This is a genomic window from Haloarcula sp. H-GB4 (assembly GCF_030848575.1).
In the GTDB taxonomy this organism is placed as follows: Archaea; Halobacteriota; Halobacteria; order Halobacteriales; family Haloarculaceae; genus Haloarcula.
The window spans coordinates 1,515,039-1,535,745 of the sequence record NZ_JAVDDX010000001.1 but is presented as its reverse complement, the minus strand read 5'-3'; the positions used below and the strand labels follow the sequence as shown (position 1 = coordinate 1,535,745).

Genomic DNA, 20,707 nt, shown 5'->3' with positions numbered 1-20,707 from the left:
CTCAGTTGTCTTCATCGTCGCTCAGTCCGCGAAGCGTTGCGATGAAATCGGAGTCGTCTTCGATGCCACCGAGTGTATCTGAGAGGTCGTCTCGCATCTCCGCGATTCTCTGGCTCAGCTCGTCGTACTGGTCGCTTTCGGCCAGTTCCGCGCTCGATTTCGTCGCTTCGAGCGTCGCCTGCTTCTCGACGAGTGCGTAGTATTCCTGCAGCAGCGAGTCATATTCAGAGCGGTCAAGCAGATTGTCGACCGTCTCGTGGAGCTGTTCGCTCCGGATCGGCTTCGAGAGGTATGCGTCAAAGCCCATCTCCAGAATATCGAAGTCCGGCTCGACGGCGGTGACCATCGCTACCCGACAGCCTAGGTCACGCTCGCGAATACGCTCAAGCACCTCGTCTCCAGAAAGTCCGGGCATCATCCGGTCGAGCAGCACCACGTCGACATCCGCATCCAGTTGCTCTAGGCCCTCGTCACCGTTCTGTGCCATGCGGACCTCGTACTCCTGTTGCAGCCACAGTTTGTACGTCTCGGCAACATCTGGTTCATCTTCGACGATAAGCACCACAGGTAGGTCCGAATCTGACATAATGTTCTACTATCCCTCGTTTGCATATCCACGTACATAGCCCTGTGGGTGCGGGCGTGCAGCGCGTCTCGATCGATGACAGAACGATACCCACATCCGGGACGACGGCAAATAAGCGGGTAATGATTCGAAATCTCGCCCGTGGGCAACAGGCCTTCACGAGCAATGTGTTCCTCGTCACTGGGGACCGAACCGTGCTGGTGGATGTCGGCAACGAGTTCGACGTGGTGTCAACTGTCGAAGAGCACGTTGACGATATCGACGCTGTCGCTGTTACCCACACCCACTACGACCACGTTGAGAACCTCGACAGCGTTGTCGACGCCTTCGACGTGCCGGTGTATGGCTACGATACGGATCAGGATGGCATCGAACACGCTATCGCCGACGACGAGACGATACAGCTGGGTGGCCACGACTACCGGGCGCTGCACACGCCAGGCCATAAGAACGACCATCTCTGTTTTTACTCGGCCGACGCTGGCGTCCTGTTCGCTGGCGACCTCGTGTTCGCCAACGGGAGCTTCGGCCGGACAGACCTCGATGAGGGTAACCGAGACCTGCTTGTCGACAGTATTGAGCGAGTTCTGTCGGTCACAGACGAGGACTTACAGGAGATGCATACCGGCCACGGACCGAGCGTTACCGACGCGCCGTATCAGGACATCGAACTGGCATTACAGGCCGCGAAGTTCTGAGGGCAGGCCGGCACACAGTTCTCAGTCGAACGCACAGGCCAGCAGCGCGTCGTAGGCGTGGTCGTACGCATTCGCGACAGCCGCCGGGTCACTGCGCTGCTCGCCGTCGAGCGCGGGTAGCCGTACTGCCGCGACCTGCTCGATGAGGTCGACGACGTTCGGCACCCGTTCCTCCAGTTGCCCGTCACCGGGGCCGCCGGTGGCGATCTGACAGGCCTTGCTGTACCGGTCGCCGTCGTAGATACGCGCTCGGCCCGGCTCGACGACGGCCACGGCGTCTGGTTCGATACCCGACAGCGGCCGAGCCACGTCGCCGTATGACTCGATGACTGCCCGGTCCGTCGTCTCGATATCTGTGGCGACTGACTCCAGCGCCTCGACGTGCATCACCCGCATCAGGTCGTTGAAATCAGCGATCGAGGTGACTCGTGGCGCATTGGCAAGCGGGAGTCGCTCGGCAGCGGACTCCGGAATGTCGACGGTCCCGTTGACGACATACTCGACACCCGTTTCGGCACTCGGGCGGCCGACCCGGTCGACGACGAACTGCTGGTTTTCCTTCCCGAGCAGCCCCGTTTCGGCCCCCGGTGAGGGATGCCACAGGCGGTGAATCGGATTGATCTCTTCCGGCGCGACGTCGCTCGGTGACGCGGCCGCGAGGCGCTTTGCGTCCTTGCCGTACAGTCGCCTCTCGTCCGTTGCTCGCTGATAGTCGTCGTGGTCGAACCAGTAGTTGTTGCCCGCCCTGGGCTTGAATCCTTGAGCGCTGGTTCGTTCAAGCAGGCCGACGCTGAACGTGGTCTTGCCCGCGTCGACGCGGTCACTGCCGGCGACGAGGAGCTTCATGACTCGGCGAGACCGTACAGCCCGACAACATCGTCGTCCTGCGGATCGGCGATCACGAGGTCGTCCTGATTGAAGATCATCCACGGGATGGCCCAGTCGATGAACACCGACTCGTTGGCCTCATTGAGTTCTGCATCTGCCGGAAGGCCCTGCAGGAGGCGAGCGATTTCTGGGATGGTGTACAGTTTGTCGGCGTCAAGAATGTCCGCGGGTTCGTGAAGCTCGAACGACAGTATCTCGTCGAACTCTTGCTTGTCGACAGGCATACGCGCCGGTATGCCGAGCGAGTGTGTAAACCCCTCGAACTGGGCGGAACCCATTTACTCGCTGGGCCGGATTATACAGTAATGGCCACGCTGCTCGTTGCGTACGCCTTTCTTCTGCTTGCCGTGGCCGTTGTCCTTGGGACGCTATCGGTGTACGCGTGGGGGCGGCGCGACTACAGCGGTGGGACCGCACTCGCGGTTCTGCTTGCCGGGCTCTCGATATGGGACCTCTGTGCTGCGGCCGGTGTTTTGACGCGCGGGACTGAGTTGGCTCTGTTCTTCGCGTACGGCGTGTTCGTTGGTGTGATGCCCGCGATGGCCGGCCTGTTCGCGTTCGCGCTGGCCTACACTGACCGTGACCGCTATCTCGGCCGACGGGCCGTCGCGCTACTGACCGTCGAACCCCTCGTGTTCTTTGCTACGCTGTTTGTCGGCCCTGATGGCGTGATATACCGGATTTCCGGTCCGGCAGATGCCGGTATGTACGGCTGGGAAATCACTGTCGGGCCTGTTTTCTGGGGACATTTGGTGTACTCCTACGCACTTATCGCCGTATCAAGTGCGCTCATCATCCACTACGCACTCGTTTCCGGCGGTCTGTACCGAAAGCAGGTGTACGCTGTCCTGCTGGCAATCGGCCTCCCGTGGTTCGGGAGCGTCCTCAGCATCTTCGGCGACACCAGCATCGAACTCCCACCACTGTTGCTGGCGGGCACTGGGCTCACCCTCTCGTGGGCGTTCTTCAGGGGGCGATTGCTGGATATCTCACCGGTCGCCTATCGAGAGGTCGTCGAGTCGCTCAACAGCGCTGTGTTCCTCGTCGACACGAATGACAGAATAATCGAGGCCAACGACGCTGGCCGCCAACTACTCGGAGGCGAACCCGTCGTCGATCAGTCTATCGAGGACGTGCTCGAAACGTCGCCCGATTTACTCGAAAAATACCGCGGTCTGACCGACTATGACAAAGAGACACAGACCGTCATCGAGCAGCGCGATCGGTTTTTCGATGTCCAGCTGACTCCGCTGTATGACTCCCATGACACACTGGTCGGGCGCGTGTTTCTCGTCCACGAAATCACCGACCAGAAGCAGCGGGAACGAGAACTCGAACGCCGGAACCAGCAGCTCGACCAGTTCGCCGCTGTCCTCTCACACGACCTACGGAACCCGCTGAACGTGGCCTCGGGACGACTGGCACTGGCCCGAGAACGCAACGACCCCGACGAGTTCGACCGTGTCGAGGAAGCTCACGAGCGAATGAGCAGCCTCATCGATGAGGTCCTGGCCTTTGCCCGCGACGAGAAAACAACCGAACTGGTCGAACTACAGCTCTCGGCGCTGGCGAAGGCGGCCTGGGGGCACGTCGATACCGGCGAGGCAACGCTGCAGATCGCCGGCGACAGGGAGATTATTGGCGATCGTGACCAGCTACTGCAACTGTTCGAAAACGTGGTTCGGAACAGTGTCGAACATGGTTCCACAAGCAGTCAGCCAGGAGCCAACGACAGCATGGAACCGGCGGGTACAGGGGTAACGATACGTGTTGACGCCACTCCGGACGGGTTCACGATCAGCGACGACGGCCCCGGTGTCCCACCCGAGGAACGAGAGGAGATATTCACACACGGCGTCACCAGCTCCGAGTCGGGAACCGGCCTCGGACTGGCAATCGTCCAGCACGTAATCGAGTCTCACGGGTGGACTGTCGAGATGACGGAAAGCCGGTCTGGCGGCGCTAAACTCGTCGTTTCGGGACTCGAAACGCAGCCGGCGAGGCCGTCCGAGACGGCGTCCTGATCAGTCGACAGTCTAAGGCCCGCCCGGCCGTGAACTTCGGTATGGCTGACGACGACTACACTGAAGCGTTGCTTGCCCGACTGTCCCGCGCCCAGAAACTCGCGCTTGTTCGCGGCGCAACCGATCCAGAGGGCACAGCAACGGGGTACATTTCGGGTGTCGACGAAGCCGGGATTCCGCCGTTTCGACTCGTTGACGGGCCGCTAGGCATCCGTGCCGAAGGACAGCGTGCGACCGCCTTTCCGGCGTCAATTGCGACGGCGGCGACGTTCGATCCCGATCTGGCTCAGCAACAGGGGGCGGCCATGGGCCGCGAAGCGGCAGCGCTTGGACAGGATGCGCTACTCGCGCCCGGCGTGAACATCATCCGGGTCCCGCATTGCGGCCGCAACTTCGAATATCTCTCCGAGGACCCGGTCCACGCCGGTGCTGTCGGGGCTAGCCTTATTGACGGCATCCAGTCCGCTGATGTCGTTGCGACGGTGAAACACTTCGTCGCCAACAACCAGGAAACACATCGCACGACCGTCAGCGCCGAAGTGGACGAGCGGACGCTCCGAGAGCTGTATCTCCCACCGTTCCGTTCGGCCGTTGACGCTGGTGTCGGGTCGGTGATGACGGCGTACAACCGAGTGAACGGCACGCACATGAGCGACCACGAGCGCCTCGTCGGCGGCGTGCTCAAACGCGAGTGGGGGTTCGACGGCTACGTCGTCTCGGACTGGTACGGGCTGGAGAGCACTGTCGGTGCGGCGAACGCAGGCATGGACCTAGAGATGCCCGGGGTGGCGGCTCCCGGAGCAGCGGAAGCCGCCGACAGCGACACCGCGGATGGCGACGAGGAGGTCGAGTGGCCCGACGGGATTCCGGACGCGACCCGTGCAGGCCTGTTCGGCGACCCACTGGCCGAAGTCATCGACAGCGGCGAGGTTCCGACCGAACGCCTTGATGACATGGTCCGGCGGATTCTCGGTCAGATGGACCGATTCGGGCGACTGGACGGCGGCCGGGCTGCCGCCGAAGACGGTGAAAGCGACGACCAGGCTAGCGAACTCGATAGCCAGCGACACAGAAATATCGCTGCGGATGTGGCGGCCCGCGGAACAGTGCTGCTTGAAAACGACGGGGTCCTGCCGCTGGACGACGGGGCTGACGTGGCTGTCATCGGACCGAACATCGACGAGCCGAAACTGGGCGGGGGCGGCTCTTCCGAAACGACGCCGGTCCACTCGGTTACACCAGTCGAGGGAATCGAATCCCGCGCCGAGGGCGCAGTCAAGACGGCGTTTGGCGTGCCAGAAATCGAATCCGTCTCACTGTTCGACCTCCTGCCGTTCGTCGGTGAGGACGATGAGGCCGACAGTGCGGCCGAGGACACCGCCCAACGGGAGCCGTCGCTTGACGACGCCATCGACGCGGCCGCGGCAGCCGATGTCGCCGTCGTGTTTGTCCGCGATGCAACGACAGAGGCGCGGGACCGGGATTCTCTCGCGCTCCCGGGCCAGCAAGACGAACTCGTTTCGGCCGTTGCGGCCGCCAACGAGAACACTGTGGTCGTCGTCAGGTCCGGCGGCCCCGTGGAACTCCCGTGGCGCGAGGACGTGGCTGCGGTTCTCGAACAGTGGTATCCCGGGCAGGCGGATGGGGACGCGGCGGCTGCTGTCCTCTATGGTGACCGGGATCCAAGCGGTCGGCTCCCGGTCACGTTCGCCCCGGAAAGCCAGTATCCGACTGCAGGAGCCGAACGCCGCTACCCCGGAGTCGACGACGAAGTCCACTACGACGAGGGCGTCTTTATCGGCTACCGACACTTCGACGACGAAGACACGGACCCGACCTATCCATTCGGGCACGGTCACTCGTATGCGACGTTCGAATACGGCGAAGCCGAACACACAGGCGAGCGGACGGTCGCAGTTCCAGTCGAGAACGTCGCTGACAGGTCGGGTCGCGAGGTCGTTCAGGCCTACGTCCGGCCGCCGTCCGTGGACGGCGTTGACCGCCCACAGCGTGAACTCGCCGGGTTCGAGGCTGTGCAGTTAGCCGCCGGCGAACGGCAGACGGTGGAACTAACGCTGGACGATCTGGCGTTCTCACGGTACGATCCGGGTTCCGGCTGGACGGTCGATGCTGGGACCTACACCGTCGAGATCGGCCGTTCGTCGCGGGACATCCGGACGACTGTGACGGTCGACCAGTAGCGTGTCTGGTCTTTGCTTCGGCTGAAACACCGCTTTTTCCGCTAAAGCCCGTCTGAAGCGGGAAATTTACGGCCGGGGATTTCAAGCCCCCTGAATACATATAGCCGGTCATGAGTCAGACGCTCGAAACCATGGAGCCGAATCCGGTATGGGTCGAAGACGCCTATGCCGACACCGTCGACGTTCTCACACGCTACGCTGACGAGTTCGAATACAAGATCTGGGGCGGTGACTGGTGCAAGGACTGCCGGGCGCAGCTCCCAGACTTCGGGGCAGCCCTGGAAGCCGCCGGCGTTCCAGCCGAGCAGATTCACCACTACCCCGTCGAGAAGGAAGACGACGGCTCGAAGACCGGACTGGAGGTCGAAGCGTACGGCATCGACCTCATCCCGACGGTTGTCGTCGAACACGACGGCGAGGAGATCGCCCGGTTCGTCGAGGAAGAGCCGGTCCCTATCGCGGTGTATCTCGCCGACAAAATCGAAGACGCGATGGCGTAACCTTACTCTGCGTTATCGGGCGTTTCGCCCCAGTCTAACGCTGCTCCGAGGTCGTGTTTCGGCGGCGAACAGGCGAAGTTTCGGCAGGCGTACACTGTCGGCTGGTCGTCGACCTGCGTCCGGCCGGCCCAGATTGGCGGCGACTCGTCAACTTCCAGCGTGTCGATCCACTGCTCGAAACGGCCCTCCTCGGCCGGCCGGTGAGCCAGCAGGCGCCGCGGGACGTACCGCTCGGCGAGGGTCTCCGTCCACTCGCTCGGGTAGTCTGACTGGTCGCCAACCAGCGTGAGTTCCAGCGCGCCCTGCTCGTAGGCGTCCGTCGCCAGCGTGAGCGAGGCGTGTTGCAGCGGGTTTGAGGAGACGCGGTCGGCGTGCGTCCGGATGACCCGCTCGGCCACGCTTTCGAAGCGGTCGTCCTCGCTGAAATGGGACAGCGACAGCAGGAGGTCGACGGCGACGCCCGTACTCGACGGCGTCGACTGGTCGGTCAGTTCCTGCGGCCGCGCGACCAGCGATTCGCCGCCCGTCGGGGTAAAAAACAGCGTGCCCTGCTCGTCGTCCCAGAACGCCTCCGTGATAGCCTGGCCGAGTTCCATCGCGAACGCGAGGTGGTCCACGTCGCCGGTCGCCTCGAACAGTGTCAGCGCGCCACGGCCGAGGAAGGCGTAGTCCTCCAGATAGCCATCGATGGCCACGTCGCCGTCCTTGTACCGGCGATTGAGTCGCCCCGTGTCGGCGTCCCACAGGTGCTCACGGACGAACGAGAGGGCGTCGGCTGCCACGTCTGCATACTGGTCGTCCAGCACGATCGCCCCCTCGGCCAGCGCCCGAATCATCAGACCGTTCCAGCCGGCCAGCACCTTCTCGTCGCGGGCCGGTCGCGGTCGGTCCTCTCTGGCCTCGAAGGCCTCGTTTAGCGCCCGCTGGAGGCTTGCCGTGATTTCGTCCTCAGTTTGGTCGTACTCCTCGGCCAGCACAGCTACCGGCTTCCGGACGGCGAGCACGGTCGCGCCCTCGAAGTTGCCCCGCTCCGTGACGCCGAAGTAGTCACAGAACACCTCGGCGTCCGTCTCGTCGTCGACGGCCTCGTGGACCTGCTCGGGCGTCCAGACGTAGAACAGCCCTTCCTCGCTGTCACCATCCGGGTCATCGGGAGGTGCGCTCTCGGCATCCAGCGTGCTGAAAAAGCCACCATCAGGGTGTTGCAGTTCGCGCTGGACGAACTCGAATGTCTCCCGGACGACCGACGCGTAGCGCTCCGAGCCGATGGCCTGATAGCCGGCGAGGAAGGCCCGCGGAATCTCGGCGTTGTCGTACAGCATCTTCTCGAAGTGCGGGACCGCCCACTGCTGGTCCGTCGCGTAGCGGTGGAAGCCCCCGCCGACGTGGTCGTACAGCCCCCGGTCGGCCATCACATCCAGTGTCTCCTCGACGACGTTCAGGTAGTCCTCTTGACCACCGTCGGCATGCGCCCGAAGCAGCGCGTGCAGTCGCCCGTTCTGGGGGAATTTTGGGCCGCCGGAGCCCCAGCCCCCGTCCTGTCGGTCCGCGCCGCGGTGGGCGATGGTGCCGGCGGTCTGAATGATATCCTCGGCGGGATCCTCGGGGTCAGCCGGCGTCGCTTCGAGGTCGCTCTCGATAGCTTCGGTCCACTGCTGTGCGCGATTCTCCATCTCCTCGCGTTGTTCGGGGTCCGACCACGAGTTCGCCAGCCGCTGGAGCAGGTCGCCAAAGCCCGGCTGCCCGCGCTTTTCCTCTGGCGGGAAGTACGTCCCGACGTAGAACGGCTCCCCCTCCGGCGTGAGCCAGGCCGATAGCGGCCAGCCGCCGCCGCCAGTCACCTGCTGGCAGATACTCATGTACACCGAATCGAGGTCCGGGCGCTCCTCGCGGTCGACCTTTATCGGGACGAAGTGCTCGTTGAGTTGGTCGGCGATGGCCTCGTCCTCGAAGCTTTCCTCCTCCATGACGTGACACCAGTGACACGCCGCGTAGCCAATCGAGAGGAAGATGGGCACGTCCCGCTCTCTGGCGGCTTCCAGGGCTGTCTCGTCCCAGGGCTGCCAGTTGACAGGATTGTCCGCGTGCTGGCGGAGATATGGGCTCTCCGCCTCGTCGAGTCGGTTTCGGGCCGTCGGGTCCGTGGCGTCGCTCATACCCGTGGCTGGGAGCGCCGCGGTGAAAAGGAACGCGACGCCGGCAGCGACGCCTCACTCGCCAGCCAGCCGGATTCCACGGGCAATGACGTACATAAGGACGACACCGGCTCCGACGGCGAGGATGAACTCACCAAGCAGGGCCAGTACTACACCCAGTGCGGAGTTCTCCGCACCGAAGAACGCGATTGCATAGAGAGGGAGGCTCCCAGCGACGAACACGCCGATGAGCTTCGCGAGTGGCACGGCCTCCGAGAGTATCTGGGCCCTGTCTATCTCTCCTGTCGCGGGGTCGATGAATGGGCGGGGAGGGGACATATGTCTGTGTGTCCGACAGTTGGGTAAAGTAGCTCCCGGTCTCCGTCCGGCGGACCTGCATACGAGCGCGCTCGAAACAGAAACGGCCCAGAAACGGCCCAGAAACGACTGCCACAGTCAGCGAAAACCGGGGAAAAGACAATACTTACGTGAGAGCCCATCCGGCCTTCGGGTATGTCAGAGACAGTGCTGCTCGTGGGTGGCGGCGGCCGGGAACACGCGATTGCGCGCTCGCTCGCGGACTCGCCGGGGGAGCTGTACGCCTGTGCCAGCAACCGGAATCCAGGCATCGTCGCCCTCGCCGACGGCTTCGAGGCACTTGATACGACCAACCCGACAGCCGTAACGACCTACGCACGGGAGGTCGACGCCACGCTGGCGGTCATCGGACCTGAGGCGGCCCTCGCCGCAGGTGTCGCCGACGCGCTGGACGACGCTGGTATCTACACTTTCGGGCCACAGGAGCAGGAAGCCCGCATCGAGACGGACAAGGCGTTCCAGCGTCGGTTCATGCGGGAACACGACATCCCCGGCTGTCCGGACTTCGAGACGTTTGAGGACATGGACGACGCCTGCGAGCACATCGACGAGTACGACGGCGACCTCGCGGTCAAGCCTGCTGGGCTGACCGGCGGCAAGGGCGTCCGCGTCATCGGCGACCAGTGTACTGCTGAGGAGGCCAAAGAGTACCTCCGGAGTTCCGACTACGACCGCGTCGTCCTCGAAGAGCGCCTCGTCGGCGAGGAGTTCACCGTGCAGGCGTTTGTCGCAAACGGCCAACTGCGCGTCACGCCAGCAGTGCAGGACCACAAGCGTGCCTACGAGGGCGACGAGGGACCAAACACCGGCGGGATGGGGAGCTACTCCGACGCCAGCCTCCACCTGCCGTTCATGGACGAGGACGACTACATGGACGCCGTCGACGTGCTCCGGGCCACCGTTGAGGCCCTTGACGGGTACAAGGGCGTCCTCTACGGGCAGTTCATGCTCACCGAGACTGGGCCACGCGTCGTGGAGTTCAACGCTCGCTTTGGCGACCCCGAGGCGATGAACACGCTGCCGGTGCTCAACACGGACTTCCTCGACGTACTGACCGCCGCACGCGACGACGACCCCTTGCCACAGCTCTCCTTCCGCCCGATGGCGACCGTCTGCAAGTACGCCGTCCCGGACGGCTATCCGACCGACCCCGACGCCGGAGCGAAGGTGACCATCGACGACGATGTCATCGCGGAGGTCGTCAACGACCACCGCGAGCAGTCCGGTGACGACACGGAGACGGCCCCGGAGGCGCTGCTGTGCTACGCCAGCGTCGACGACCGTGAGGACGGTATCTATACAACTACCTCTCGCTCGTACGCTGTCGTCGGTCTAGCAGAGACGATTAGCGATGCGGAGGCCATCGCCGAGGAAGCGCTGCAGCGGGCCGGTACGGAGGGCCTCCGGGTCCGCCACGACATCGGCAAAGCCGACCTCGTCCAGCAGCGTATCGACCACATGGACGACATCCGCGGCGGTGCGGACTGAGCGCGCGGCATCGGAGCCGCCGGGTTTGATTACCGCGGCCCCGTACACGACGAACGTGAGTGGTCCACGACACGACCGACTACGCCAGCACCCGACGCCCGGCCCGCACAACTCGCTGTTCCCGTGGCCGGACGCCAAACACCCGCTCCGGGTGATGGTCAACTATGTTATCATCCTCGTTTGTCGCATCTCGCCGAGCCTCCGGCTGAAAAACTGGCTGCTCTCGCGACTCGGTGTCACCGTCGGTGACGGCGTCGCCTGGGGGCTGGAGTCGACACCGGATGTGTTCTGGCCCGAACTCATCACCGTTGAGGACCACGCTATCATCGGCTACGACGCGACGCTGCTGTGTCACGAGTTCCTGCAGGACGAGTACCGGACCGGCGAAGTCGTTGTCGGCAAGCGGGCCATGATCGGTGCGGGTGCGATTGTGCTGCCCGGTGTCGAAATCGGCCCGGGCGCACAGGTCGCCGCGAACTCGCTCGTAACTGCCGATGTGCCGCCAGAGACGACCGTTGCCGGTGTCCCGGCTGAGCCGCTGGGCTCGGACGACGAGACGACCGAAGAATCGTAACCTCACTTAGCCCCGAATACGGACGATACCGGTATTGAAGACGCGCTTGTTCGGGATGATGTACTCCTCACCGTCGCTTTCGATACGCGTGACGAGGATGTCGACTTCTTGAACGATCCCGCTCTGGTCGCCGATAACGATCTCGTCGCCGATGCTGTATGGCTCTGTCAACAGGAGGTAGATGCCGGCGGCACCGGCTTGCAGGATGTCCTTCAGTGCCAGCCCGCAGACGAACACCAGTCCGAACGCGTACGCCCCGAGGAGAATGAGCAGGGCGAGGGTTTCGACGCCCAGTTGCCCGAGCGCGATGAGCACTGCCAGGTAGAAGATGCTGTACTTGACGAGTTCGGGTAGGACCGTCGCCTCGGGCATCTTGACGCTGCGCAGTCGCTCTGAGACGACGAGCTTGGCCTTGTCGCCCGCAATGAGGCCGATGATGACGGCGAACAGGGCGATAAACAGGTCGGGCAGAAATGACGTGAAGCGGGCCCAGTATAGTTTCGGGTCTGTCAGTTGCGCGATGTTGAGGACGGCGGTGACCGTCGTGATGTAGATGAACAGTGCTGCCAGGTTCGAGACGATGCCGACGGTCGATGTGCCGAGACCCCTCGCCGTCCGCTCGAACGGTGTGCCCTCCACGGTTTCTGGCACACCGAGTTCGCGCATGAACCGCCGCGACGAGCGCCAGACGAGATAGCCGAGCACGATGCCCACGGCCAGTACCACAAGCGAAAAGACGAACGTTCCCTGTGGCGAGAACACCTGCCGGATGATCGTCGCCCAGTCGAAGCCAAACTGCATCCTCAGTACTCCTCTGGATCGATCTCGAGGACCAGCTCCCCGCCTTTGAACGCCCGCACGAGCCCGTCGCTCTCGGAGAGAACGATGGCAGTCGCCATGGTGTCACGGGTGACCGCGCCGGCCGCCATGTGCCGAGCCCCGAGGCCCTTTGGGATGTCGACCCCCTCCGCAGAGGGTTCGAGATACCGGTACGCGGAAACGATCTTCCCGGCGTCAGAGATGACGAACGCCCCGTCGAGCCGCGAGAACTCCTTGAGCATCACGTTGACGATTGGGTCGCCGACGTGGACGTGCGATTTCTCGAAGGGGTTGTACGACAGCGGCCGGGACTTGTTCATCACTTTGCCAGCGTCACCGACAACGAACAGAGCGCCGACGGGCTTGCCCTTCTGGCCTTTCTTCCCCAGTTCGATGGCGACCTCGAAGACATCACGGACGACGCTTGCGTCCGCTCTGGAGTTGACGAACATGTCGTACACGCCGGAGGGCGAGAAGTCGTTGGTCTGGACCCGCACAAGCGTGTTTTCAGCTCCATCAAGCACTTCAGTCACACAGAGCACCTCGTCGCCCTCGTCGACGATGCCCTGCTCCAGCGCGCCCTCGATACCGAAGCGGAGACGGCCTTCAAGATCGGTGAAATCGATTGGTAGCTCGACAAACGGCTCCGCATCGAGGGTATTCTCCGGACCAACGACAACGATTTCTTCGTCGACGTCGCCGAACTCCTCGAAAAACGACGCGTTCGGGGAAAACAGGAACACGGCGTCGACGTCTGCGACCAGGTCTCCGAGCAGGTCGCGCAACTCGTTCATTATCAGAACGACGCTGTCTGTCGAAAAAAAGGTTGCGGGCAGTCAGCCACGCGTCCGACGACGGGCCGCACGTCAGATATCCTTCGAGGGCATCGAAAGCAAACGGTCGAACGCGCCGCTTTCTCCGTGGCAATGACAGTACGTGCCGACGGTGTTGTACTCCGTGAGGCCGTCGTGGTCGCCGTCGATACCGTCGCCTCGAACCATGTCGAAAGCGAACGACGCATCGTTGCCGAGGGTCGCAGCGGAGTAGTGGAACTCGTGTCCACGGCGGTGCGCTCCGGACGCGGCCACGGTGGTGTCCGTCCGGGCCTCTAGCTCCACATGATCGAGTGCCTGATACCGGTCCCGCATCTCGATGTCCGCGGGGAGGACCCCGGCCATCTCGTAAGTGTCGCCATCAGCCGTCGTTAGCGACTCCGACAGCGCCATCAGACCGCCACACTCGCCGTAGATGGGGACCCCCTCGGCGGCACGACTGGCTATCTCGCCGAGCGTGTCTCCTGTTTCGAGCGACTCGCCGTGGAGTTCCGGATAGCCGCCGGGCAGATAGATTGCATCGGCATCGGGAACCGGGTCATCGGCGACTGGTGAGAACGGTTCGACGGTTGCCTCGGACCGGAGTCGTTCGAGCACCGAAGGGTAAATGAAACAGAACGCGCTGTCCTGTGCAACGGCGACCCGGCGGTCGGCCGGCGAGTCCCCGGTATCTCCCTCCGTAGTCGCGACGTCCGGCGGTGCCCGTGCTGTCTCGACCAACCGCTTGACGTCGATACTCTCCGCGGCTGTCGAGAGCGCGTCGCGGTCGAGTCCGGCCTCCGAGCCCATATGTAGCCCCAGATGGCGGTCGGGAATCTCAAGGTCCGACATCGGCGGAATCCGACCGAAGTAGGTGAGGTCCTCGGGGAGCGCGTCCCTGATGCCGTCGGCGTGTCGACCGCCGTGAGCGCGCTGTGCGAGGATGCCGGCCACCTCGATGTCGACACCAATGCGGTCGGCATACTGTGCGAACCCGAGCGCCGTCGCGGCGACGCTCTCCATACCGGCTTTCGCATCCACGACCAGAACGACCGGGAGGTCCAGCCCCTCGGCAACTGCCGCCGTCGATGTCTTCGTCCCGTCGTAAAGGCCCATTACACCCTCCACGATGCAGATGTCGCCCGTGCCGCGCCAGTAGGTCCGGCGCATACCGTCCTCGCCCGCGAGCCAAGGATCGAGCGTCCGAGAGGGCGTGTCGACGAGCGCTTCGTGGTGGCTCGGGTCGATGAAGTCCGGGCCTGCTTTCGCGGGCTGGGGCTGATACCCCGCATCTTCGAGCGCTGTCAGGGTCGCCAGCGTGGCAACGGTCTTGCCGACGCCGGAGCTTGTGCCGGCGAGAACGACCCCGTCCATCGTCACTTCCCCTCCTCAGCCGTCGCTGTGGGCGCGTCGCCGATCAGTTCGTCGTAGATGCCCGCAAAGCGGTCCCGAACCTCCGCCATCGGAATGCCGGCGCGGTCGGCCAGCGCCAGCGCGCCGCCCATGCCGACCCCTTCCTTGGCCTCCCCAGCGACGAACCGCTCCATCGCGACGTGGTCGCTCCGGTCGAAGCCGGGGTCCGTTACCGTCAGGTCGAGGTCGAGTTGGGCAGCCGACGCCCGCACGTCGGCACTCTCGTCGTCAGCCACGTAGCTCGTCGTCGCCAGTCCAAGCGGCCCCTCGTAGCCGCCGTGCCTGACCAGCGCGGCGACGGCGACGCACTGGCTCCCGCCGGCCAGTGTCACTGCGGTATCGCTCTCGACGGCCCCCGCGGTCAGGCCCGCAAGCGTTGCCAGAACGGGGTCCCCTATCCGCCGAACCGCTCGCTTCGGTTCGTTTGCAGCGTCGCCCGGTTCCAGTGAACTGGCCTGGAGTCCCTCGGCGACCAGTTTTTCTTTCTGTTCCGTGGGGTTCTCCGGAAGCGACGAAGAGACCATCCCCGTCTCGCCCAGTGCACGAAGAACGCCGAGCGCCGTCGTCGTCCCACCGGGTATCGTCTCGCCCAGATACAGTTCGTCGGCCGGAAGTGCGTGCCCGAACTGTCGGGCGGCCGCGAACGCTCCGTGGGCCGTCGGAACCGGGTCTTGCTCCGCGATGTCTTTTCCCGGGCGTGCGCCGACGGAGACTGTTGGAGCCCCCGTTTTCTCGGCCAGCCCGCCGTCGACAACTGTGACGTCAAATCCCATGACTTCGCGGACGGCCCGCGTCACCAGCGCTGGCGTCGGACAGCCGCTCGGACTGACCGGTGTCACGTCCGTCCGGACTGGAGTGCCGTAGGTAACCAGTTCGGCGTCTGCAGCGGGCGTTACCGACATTAACTCGGGATCGGCTCCGGCAGCACTGATCCCCGCCCGACCTGCGGTTTCCGTGGTTCCTGCGACGAGTGTGAAGCGCGTGCCGCCACCGGATGAAGTCATTGTGATTGTATTACCACAAGTCAACTTTAATACCTTGGTGCTGGGGCGGCGTATGATTTATGCCGTACGCCCGCGGTTGCCCGAACATGGACGATTTCGACGAACTTCGGTCGTCGTTGACGCCGCGCGAGGACAACGAGGCGATTGCTTCCTACCAGAACACGACGGCTGTGGCCTGTCCGTCCTGTGAAGAACCGTTCGACGATATGGTCGTCTGCAAGCAGGAGTTCACCTCCCTCAATCTCGATTTCGAGATGGATCTCTGTACGACGATCAACGATGGGAAGGTCGTGTTGTTTACCCACAAGTAACTGGTCGGAATCCGGACACGTCGTGGCTGTTTCTCCGCTCACTCTCTACGGCGATGGCGTGATGCCCGGTGCTATCGGCCTGTAGAAAAATCAGATTTGATAATTCCAGCGGTGATTTTTTATACAGCTCCTCTCGTTGTTTCTGATAGGCACCGCACTGGTGCCGCACCACCCCCACCCCCCACCCCCACATTCCTTACCTTTCCACTTCCTGTGAGTCGCTGGCTCCTACACCAACAGGGACCCGATAGCTCATAGCCCACCTCTACGATGTTGCAGTAATTCTGGTCAGCCGTCGGGTCTGATTTGTCAGTGTGGCACACGTGAGGCCGGTTGCATCCGCTCACAACGAACCACGGAAAATGGAAGGGGCGGGAGTCGAACCACGCGGAGCCCTTTGCGGGGTAACCACCAACCGATTCTGGCATGTTGGTCGGTAGCGCTCTACCACTGAGCCACCCTTCCAAGCTACCCATAATACGTTCCTGACAACCAAGTAAGTGATGATTGCGGGTGTTTCCGCACACAACGCTCCCGGTATTCTGCTGCGATTTAACCTGACGCTGGTCTGTGTCTCACCAGCGGGAACACCTGAAGTGAGAGCAATATCTCCCTCCGGGCTTTCATTTCGGATCTACAACAACTTATTTTGTGCTGGCTGGCGACACCAGTGGACGTGAGCTACACAAAAGTCAACTACACCGACGTGGAACCGGTCGCAGACGCGATGCACTTCCTCCGAGACCCGCTGGACTGTGAGCAGGTCGGCGTCACTGTGCTGGACTGTGAGGCCGGCTGGACCGGCAAACCGCACGATCATGCCGACGAGGGTCACGAGGAGGTGTACGTCCTCGTTGAGGGGACAGCCACTGTCGAGGTTGACGGCGAAGACGTGTCCCTCGAAGCGGGTGACGCAATCAAGCTCCCGCCGGCGGCTGAACGGACGATTCACAACGGCGATGCCGAGAGTACGTTCGTCCTCGTCGGCGCGCCCTGAAACTCGCAGAAACGGATATCGCAGTCGGTGGTCAGGTCGTCAGTACGACCGGACCTTCGGTTCGTAGGTCTCTTCGTCGCCTTCGAGGATAACGGGCTTGTAGTACAGCTCTGGCTGTCCCTCGTTCCAGGCCAGCATCGTGTGCTTGATCCACTCCTCGTCTTTGCGTTCCTGGTGCTCCGCACGCCAGTGTGCGCCGCGGAACTCCTCGCGGGCAAGTGCGCCGAGCGTGATAGCCTCGGCCACATCGAGGATGTTGCGGGTTTCGATGGTGTGGATGAGGTCCGTGTTGTAGGTGCGGGACGGGTCCTCGACAGCAACGTTTTCGTACTCCTTGCGCGCCGTCCGGAGGTCCCGAAGGGCCTTCTCAAGACCCTCCTCCGTCCGGAACACGTTGACGTTATCAGTCATCGTCTCTTGCACGTCCGCGCGGACTTCGGCGTGGTTGATGCCGTCGGACTCGATGAGGTTCTCGATGCGCTGGCGTTCCTGCTCAACGGTGCTTCCAAGCACCGCTTTCGGTTCGACGGCGGCCCCGTCGGCGGCGACATCGTCGCTGCTGGCGTCGATTGCACCGGGATCGACCGGCGGCTCCACGTCGCCGGGTTCGCTCTTTGCGGAGGGGCCAGTCTGGATTTCGGCGGTCTTCATGTCCTTGCCGGCGGCGTGATGGCCGGCGCGGGCACCGAACACAAGCAATTCCGGCAGGGCGTTGCCCCCGAGCCGGTTCGCACCGTGCAGCGAGACACACGCAGTCTCGCCGGCCGCGTAGAGGCCGTCGATACACGTCTCGCCGTTCTCGTCGGTTTCGACGCCACCCATGGCGTAGTGCTGGCCAGGCTTGACCGGCATCGGTTCGTCGAGGCCGTCGACGCCCTCGAAGTCCTCCGCGAGGTGGAGAATGTTCTCAAGCCGGTCGAGAATGCGCTCCTCGCCGAGATGGCGCATATCGAGGTCGACGTACTCGTCCTCGGCCCCGCGGCCTTCGTTGACCTCCGTCAGTTCGGCACGGGCAACCACGTCGCGAGAGGCCAGTTCCCCCTCGTTGTTGGCGTAGCCGTGCTCGAACATGAACCGCTCTTCGTTGTCGTTGTAGAGGATACCACCCTCGCCGCGGACCCCCTCGGAGATGAGGACGCCCGTAGACGGCAGCGTCGTCGGGTGGAACTGGATCATCTCCATGTCCTCCATCGGGACGCCGGCGCGGTAAGCCATCGCACAGCCGTCACCGGTGTTGGCGACGGCGTTCGTGGTGTGGTCGAAGGCCTGTCCCAGCCCGCCGGTCGCGAGAATCACGCCGTTGTTGGCGCGGAAGCCCTGAATTTCGCCGGACTTGATATCGTAGGCGACACAGCCGTGACAGACGCGGTCCTCGGGGTCGTCGTGGTCGGTGACCGCGAGCTGGGTCACGTACCACTCGTCGTACACCTCAATGCCGCGCTTGACCGCCTGCTCGTACATCGTGTGCAGCAGGTGGTGACCGGTCTCGGCACCCGCGTACGTCGTCCGCGGATAGGAGAGGCCGCCGAACGGGCGCTGGGAGACGCGGCCGTCGTCCTCGCGGGAGAACGGCATTCCCCAGTGCTCGAGCTGGATGACCTCTTCCGGGGCGTCCTTGGCGAAGGTGTCGATGGCAGGGGCGTCGCCGAGGTAGTCGGACCCCTTCATCGTGTCGTACGCGTGGAGATCCCAAGAGTCCCCTTCCTGGAGGGCGGCGTTGATTCCCCCCTCCGCAGCACCTGTGTGGCTCCGAACTGGATGGAGCTTGGTCACGAGGGCAACATCTGCACCCTCTTCGTCCGCTGCAATAGCCGCCCTGAGGCCAGCGCCACCCGCGCCGACCACGATGACATCGTGTTCGTACATTGTGAAAGTGTCTCTTGGCGTGGTTTCGGCTTAGGATTAGCCAAACTTAAGCCTCCCTGTTGCGTTACCAAGAGCTCCGCCATCAGTGGGCCACACCCCGCTTCTGCTATCGGGCCGAAATATCAGAGGAAATGAATTTTGTACTATCCGATGGAATTATATCACGTGCTGTGAATACTTAGGAACCAACTACTGATACCTGACCCTACGGATAGTCCTACTACGGGCGTTGAGCCGTCTCAAACCTGATGCCAGACCAGTATCTCACGTCAACTGATGACTTCGAAGCGGTGTTAGCCGAGGCACCCTCAGTACTGACAGTCACTGATGACGAACTGGTAATACAGTTCGTCAGTCCAGCAATCGAACGCGTGTTAGGGTACGATATGGAGTCGCTCGTTGGCACGAACTGGCTGGATCTCGTCCATCCGGAGGATACAGAGCGCGTCCTCGCCACGCTTGCAGGCGTGCGAGAGGATAATGGGGTTGAGTACCGGTTCCGGAACGCCGACGGCGACTGGGTCTGGCTCGAAACCATCGTCTCAACGGATACTGAGACGGACCGTGATTGCCAGGTGTTTACTTCTCGCGATGTCAGCGACCGACCGCGCTTCGAGGCTCAGTTTCGCCAGTTCGTCACACACACCTCTGACGTGCTCACTGTGTTCGACGAGCAAGGTAACGTCGAGTACATCAGTCCGTCCGTGGAACGCGTCCTCGGCTACGAGCAAGACGAGATGCAGGACTCAGACCTCTTCGAGTACGTACACCCGGACGACCTCCCGAACGCACTCACCGAGTTCGGCCGGATGATAGACGATCCGGGATACGTCGCGGTCATTGAGCATCGATACCGCCATGCAGATGGCGACTGGATCTGGGCGGAGTCCCGCGGCCAGCAGGTCACGACTGGCCCGCTGGAAGACCACGTCGTCGTGACGACCCGCGATATCTCCGAGCGGAAACAGCGCGAACAGGAACTCAAGCGACAGAACCAGCGCCTTGAGCGGTTCTCGGACGCGATTAGCCACGACCTGCGGAACCCGCTGGACGTCCTCGACGGCTCGCTGGAACTCGCACGTGAGACAGGTGAAGAGGCGCACTTCGAGCGCGCCGAGCGGAGTATCGACCGGATGTACACGCTCATCGATGACCTACTGGTGCTCGCTAAACAGGGCGTTAACCCCGCGGAAATCGAGACAATCGACCTCAACACCCTTTCACAGCGAGCCTGGTCGATGGTCGACACCCAGGACGCGACGCTTGAAACCGATGCCGACGACAGCATCAAAGCCGACGAAGGTGCAATGCTGGAATTACTGGAGAACCTCTTTCGGAACGCTATCGAACACGGTGGCGACGACGTAACCGTCACTGTCGGAACGGAATCGTGGGGGTTCTACGTCACGGACGACGGGACGGGCTTCCCCGACGGCACTGCGGACCTGTTCGAACCCGGCTACTCGACGGCCGATGACGGGACCGGGTTCGGGCTCTGCATCGTCGAACAGATCGTCGATGCACACAACTGGGAGGTCATCGCGACCGATAGCGAAAGCGGCGGTGCACGCTTCGAGTTCATCTGTCGGAACTCCTGACCGCTGCGGGGGCGCTCGCGCTTTACGGCGACAGACCCTCCGCAGTCCCTTTGCTCCGGTCCGCTGTAAGCCTACAGAGTATGAAACTCTGTATCTTCGGCGCCGGCGGTATTGGCGGTTATCTGGGCGCACGGCTGGCGCACGCGGGCAACGAGGTCCACTTCGTTGCGAGAGGCGACCATCTAGCTGCACTCCAAACTGATGGGCTGCAGGTCGAGAGTATCCACGGCGATATGGCGGTCGACCTCCCGGCGATCGATGACCCGGCCGAGGCCGGGTTGATGCGCCGATGGACAAGGCCGTGACAGCGATTCTCGCGCCGGCGACGGCCAGACGGGAGTAACAGGCGAGCCCGACCACGACAGTACAGTGTGGAGAACGGACGCACCACGCCGTCATCGTTGTCGGACTGTGC

The 20,707-nt window shown here is 63.1% G+C and carries 20 protein-coding genes and 1 tRNA gene; 10 read left to right on the top strand and 11 right to left on the bottom strand.

Going from position 1 to position 20,707, the window contains the following annotated elements; translation table 11 throughout:
- Position 1: 1 nt before the first annotated feature.
- Positions 2-586 (bottom strand): response regulator transcription factor, encoded by a 585-nt coding sequence (locus RBH20_RS07830; RefSeq protein ID WP_306707233.1) that lies wholly within the window; start codon positions 584-586, stop codon positions 2-4.
- 122 nt (positions 587-708) lie between these two features.
- On the opposite strand from RBH20_RS07830, the gene RBH20_RS07825 reads away from it, so the two are divergent.
- Positions 709-1,284: an MBL fold metallo-hydrolase gene (locus RBH20_RS07825; RefSeq protein ID WP_306707231.1), complete on the top strand. Its 576-nt coding sequence runs from the start codon at positions 709-711 to the stop codon at positions 1,282-1,284.
- A gap of 21 nt (positions 1,285-1,305) precedes the next feature.
- Here the strand turns inward: RBH20_RS07825 and RBH20_RS07820 are convergent, their stop codons facing one another.
- Together RBH20_RS07820 and RBH20_RS07815 are read right to left on the bottom strand one after the other, a co-directional pair.
- Positions 1,306-2,130: an ATPase gene (locus RBH20_RS07820; protein ID WP_306707229.1), complete on the bottom strand. Its 825-nt coding sequence runs from the start codon at positions 2,128-2,130 to the stop codon at positions 1,306-1,308.
- Positions 2,127-2,450 carry a DUF5827 family protein gene (locus RBH20_RS07815; RefSeq protein WP_306707227.1) on the bottom strand — a complete coding sequence of 108 codons (324 nt, stop codon included), beginning with the start codon at positions 2,448-2,450 and terminating at the stop codon, positions 2,127-2,129. The genes RBH20_RS07820 and RBH20_RS07815 overlap by 4 nt, the downstream gene beginning before the upstream one ends.
- Before the next feature lie 27 nt (positions 2,451-2,477).
- On the opposite strand from RBH20_RS07815, the gene RBH20_RS07810 reads away from it, so the two are divergent.
- From RBH20_RS07810 to RBH20_RS07800, 3 genes are all read left to right on the top strand, one after another.
- Entirely contained in the window at positions 2,478-4,196 is a 1,719-nt protein-coding gene (locus RBH20_RS07810; protein WP_306707225.1) for a histidine kinase N-terminal 7TM domain-containing protein, read from the top strand.
- A 41-nt stretch (positions 4,197-4,237) separates the two neighbouring features.
- Positions 4,238-6,397, top strand: coding sequence for a glycoside hydrolase family 3 protein (locus tag RBH20_RS07805; RefSeq protein ID WP_306707223.1), 2,160 nt, complete (start codon positions 4,238-4,240; stop codon positions 6,395-6,397).
- A 110-nt stretch (positions 6,398-6,507) separates the two neighbouring features.
- Positions 6,508-6,897 carry a thioredoxin family protein gene (locus tag RBH20_RS07800; protein WP_306707221.1) on the top strand — a complete coding sequence of 130 codons (390 nt, stop codon included), beginning with the start codon at positions 6,508-6,510 and terminating at the stop codon, positions 6,895-6,897.
- Positions 6,898-6,899: 2 nt separating this feature from the next.
- Here RBH20_RS07800 and RBH20_RS07795 read toward each other — a convergent pair whose 3' ends face one another.
- Entirely contained in the window at positions 6,900-9,053 is a 2,154-nt protein-coding gene (locus RBH20_RS07795; protein ID WP_306707219.1) for a thioredoxin domain-containing protein, read from the bottom strand.
- A 54-nt stretch (positions 9,054-9,107) separates the two neighbouring features.
- Positions 9,108-9,371: a hypothetical protein gene (locus RBH20_RS07790; protein WP_306707217.1), complete on the bottom strand. Its 264-nt coding sequence runs from the start codon at positions 9,369-9,371 to the stop codon at positions 9,108-9,110.
- A gap of 174 nt (positions 9,372-9,545) precedes the next feature.
- On the opposite strand from RBH20_RS07790, the gene purD reads away from it, so the two are divergent.
- Together purD and RBH20_RS07780 are read left to right on the top strand one after the other, a co-directional pair.
- Positions 9,546-10,898, top strand: a complete 1,353-nt coding sequence (gene purD / locus RBH20_RS07785) for a phosphoribosylamine--glycine ligase (protein WP_306707215.1) — start codon at positions 9,546-9,548, stop codon at positions 10,896-10,898.
- Positions 10,899-10,923: 25 nt separating this feature from the next.
- The gene (locus RBH20_RS07780; protein ID WP_306707503.1) at positions 10,924-11,472 is read left to right on the top strand and encodes a DapH/DapD/GlmU-related protein; all 549 of its coding nucleotides are present in this window, start codon (positions 10,924-10,926) and stop codon (positions 11,470-11,472) included.
- A 6-nt stretch (positions 11,473-11,478) separates the two neighbouring features.
- Here the strand turns inward: RBH20_RS07780 and RBH20_RS07775 are convergent, their stop codons facing one another.
- The 4 genes from RBH20_RS07775 to RBH20_RS07760 all read right to left on the bottom strand — a co-directional run bounded on the left by RBH20_RS07775 (position 11,479) and on the right by RBH20_RS07760 (position 15,520).
- Positions 11,479-12,273, bottom strand: coding sequence for a mechanosensitive ion channel domain-containing protein (locus RBH20_RS07775; protein WP_306707214.1), 795 nt, complete (start codon positions 12,271-12,273; stop codon positions 11,479-11,481).
- Positions 12,274-12,275: 2 nt separating this feature from the next.
- The gene (dacZ, locus tag RBH20_RS07770; protein ID WP_306707213.1) at positions 12,276-13,085 is read right to left on the bottom strand and encodes a diadenylate cyclase DacZ; all 810 of its coding nucleotides are present in this window, start codon (positions 13,083-13,085) and stop codon (positions 12,276-12,278) included.
- Positions 13,086-13,157: 72 nt separating this feature from the next.
- Positions 13,158-14,477 (bottom strand): cobyrinic acid a,c-diamide synthase, encoded by a 1,320-nt coding sequence (locus RBH20_RS07765; protein WP_306707212.1) that lies wholly within the window; start codon positions 14,475-14,477, stop codon positions 13,158-13,160.
- A gap of 2 nt (positions 14,478-14,479) precedes the next feature.
- Complete coding sequence (locus tag RBH20_RS07760) at positions 14,480-15,520, bottom strand: nicotinate-nucleotide--dimethylbenzimidazole phosphoribosyltransferase (protein ID WP_306707211.1); 1,041 nt, start codon at positions 15,518-15,520, stop codon at positions 14,480-14,482.
- Between the two features lie 86 nt (positions 15,521-15,606).
- Here RBH20_RS07760 and RBH20_RS07755 point away from each other — a divergent pair, with 86 nt between their 5' ends.
- Positions 15,607-15,831, top strand: coding sequence for a hypothetical protein (locus RBH20_RS07755; RefSeq protein ID WP_005534142.1), 225 nt, complete (start codon positions 15,607-15,609; stop codon positions 15,829-15,831).
- A 363-nt stretch (positions 15,832-16,194) separates the two neighbouring features.
- On the opposite strand, the gene RBH20_RS07750 is transcribed toward RBH20_RS07755, so the two are convergent.
- Positions 16,195-16,296 (bottom strand) — tRNA-OTHER (locus RBH20_RS07750).
- Positions 16,297-16,507: 211 nt separating this feature from the next.
- Here RBH20_RS07750 and RBH20_RS07745 point away from each other — a divergent pair.
- On the top strand, positions 16,508-16,828 hold the full coding sequence (locus RBH20_RS07745; protein WP_306707208.1) for a cupin domain-containing protein: 321 nt from the start codon (positions 16,508-16,510) through the stop codon (positions 16,826-16,828).
- A 39-nt stretch (positions 16,829-16,867) separates the two neighbouring features.
- On the opposite strand, the gene RBH20_RS07740 is transcribed toward RBH20_RS07745, so the two are convergent.
- Positions 16,868-18,694 (bottom strand): FAD-binding protein, encoded by a 1,827-nt coding sequence (locus tag RBH20_RS07740; RefSeq protein ID WP_306707207.1) that lies wholly within the window; start codon positions 18,692-18,694, stop codon positions 16,868-16,870.
- A gap of 248 nt (positions 18,695-18,942) precedes the next feature.
- Between RBH20_RS07740 and RBH20_RS07735 the strand changes: the two genes are divergently transcribed.
- A complete protein-coding gene (locus RBH20_RS07735) occupies positions 18,943-20,292 on the top strand; it encodes a PAS domain S-box protein (protein WP_306707204.1) in 1,350 nt (449 codons plus the stop codon).
- 80 nt (positions 20,293-20,372) lie between these two features.
- Positions 20,373-20,597 (top strand): ketopantoate reductase family protein, encoded by a 225-nt coding sequence (locus RBH20_RS07730; protein WP_306707202.1) that lies wholly within the window; start codon positions 20,373-20,375, stop codon positions 20,595-20,597.
- Positions 20,598-20,707 lie beyond the last annotated feature (110 nt).

Coding starts and splice junctions, on each gene's coding strand:
- RBH20_RS07830 (WP_306707233.1), bottom strand. CDS start 586: ATGTCAGATTCGGACCTACCTGTGGTGCTTATCGTCGAAGATGAACCA.
- RBH20_RS07825 (WP_306707231.1), top strand. CDS start 709: ATGATTCGAAATCTCGCCCGTGGGCAACAGGCCTTCACGAGCAATGTG.
- RBH20_RS07820 (WP_306707229.1), bottom strand. CDS start 2,130: ATGAAGCTCCTCGTCGCCGGCAGTGACCGCGTCGACGCGGGCAAGACC.
- RBH20_RS07815 (WP_306707227.1), bottom strand. CDS start 2,450: ATGGGTTCCGCCCAGTTCGAGGGGTTTACACACTCGCTCGGCATACCG.
- RBH20_RS07810 (WP_306707225.1), top strand. CDS start 2,478: ATGGCCACGCTGCTCGTTGCGTACGCCTTTCTTCTGCTTGCCGTGGCC.
- RBH20_RS07805 (WP_306707223.1), top strand. CDS start 4,238: ATGGCTGACGACGACTACACTGAAGCGTTGCTTGCCCGACTGTCCCGC.
- RBH20_RS07800 (WP_306707221.1), top strand. CDS start 6,508: ATGAGTCAGACGCTCGAAACCATGGAGCCGAATCCGGTATGGGTCGAA.
- RBH20_RS07795 (WP_306707219.1), bottom strand. CDS start 9,053: ATGAGCGACGCCACGGACCCGACGGCCCGAAACCGACTCGACGAGGCG.
- RBH20_RS07790 (WP_306707217.1), bottom strand. CDS start 9,371: ATGTCCCCTCCCCGCCCATTCATCGACCCCGCGACAGGAGAGATAGAC.
- purD (WP_306707215.1), top strand. CDS start 9,546: ATGTCAGAGACAGTGCTGCTCGTGGGTGGCGGCGGCCGGGAACACGCG.
- RBH20_RS07775 (WP_306707214.1), bottom strand. CDS start 12,273: ATGCAGTTTGGCTTCGACTGGGCGACGATCATCCGGCAGGTGTTCTCG.
- dacZ (WP_306707213.1), bottom strand. CDS start 13,085: ATGAACGAGTTGCGCGACCTGCTCGGAGACCTGGTCGCAGACGTCGAC.
- RBH20_RS07765 (WP_306707212.1), bottom strand. CDS start 14,477: ATGGACGGGGTCGTTCTCGCCGGCACAAGCTCCGGCGTCGGCAAGACC.
- RBH20_RS07760 (WP_306707211.1), bottom strand. CDS start 15,520: ATGACTTCATCCGGTGGCGGCACGCGCTTCACACTCGTCGCAGGAACC.
- RBH20_RS07755 (WP_005534142.1), top strand. CDS start 15,607: ATGGACGATTTCGACGAACTTCGGTCGTCGTTGACGCCGCGCGAGGAC.
- RBH20_RS07740 (WP_306707207.1), bottom strand. CDS start 18,694: ATGTACGAACACGATGTCATCGTGGTCGGCGCGGGTGGCGCTGGCCTC.
- RBH20_RS07735 (WP_306707204.1), top strand. CDS start 18,943: ATGCCAGACCAGTATCTCACGTCAACTGATGACTTCGAAGCGGTGTTA.
- RBH20_RS07730 (WP_306707202.1), top strand. CDS start 20,373: ATGAAACTCTGTATCTTCGGCGCCGGCGGTATTGGCGGTTATCTGGGC.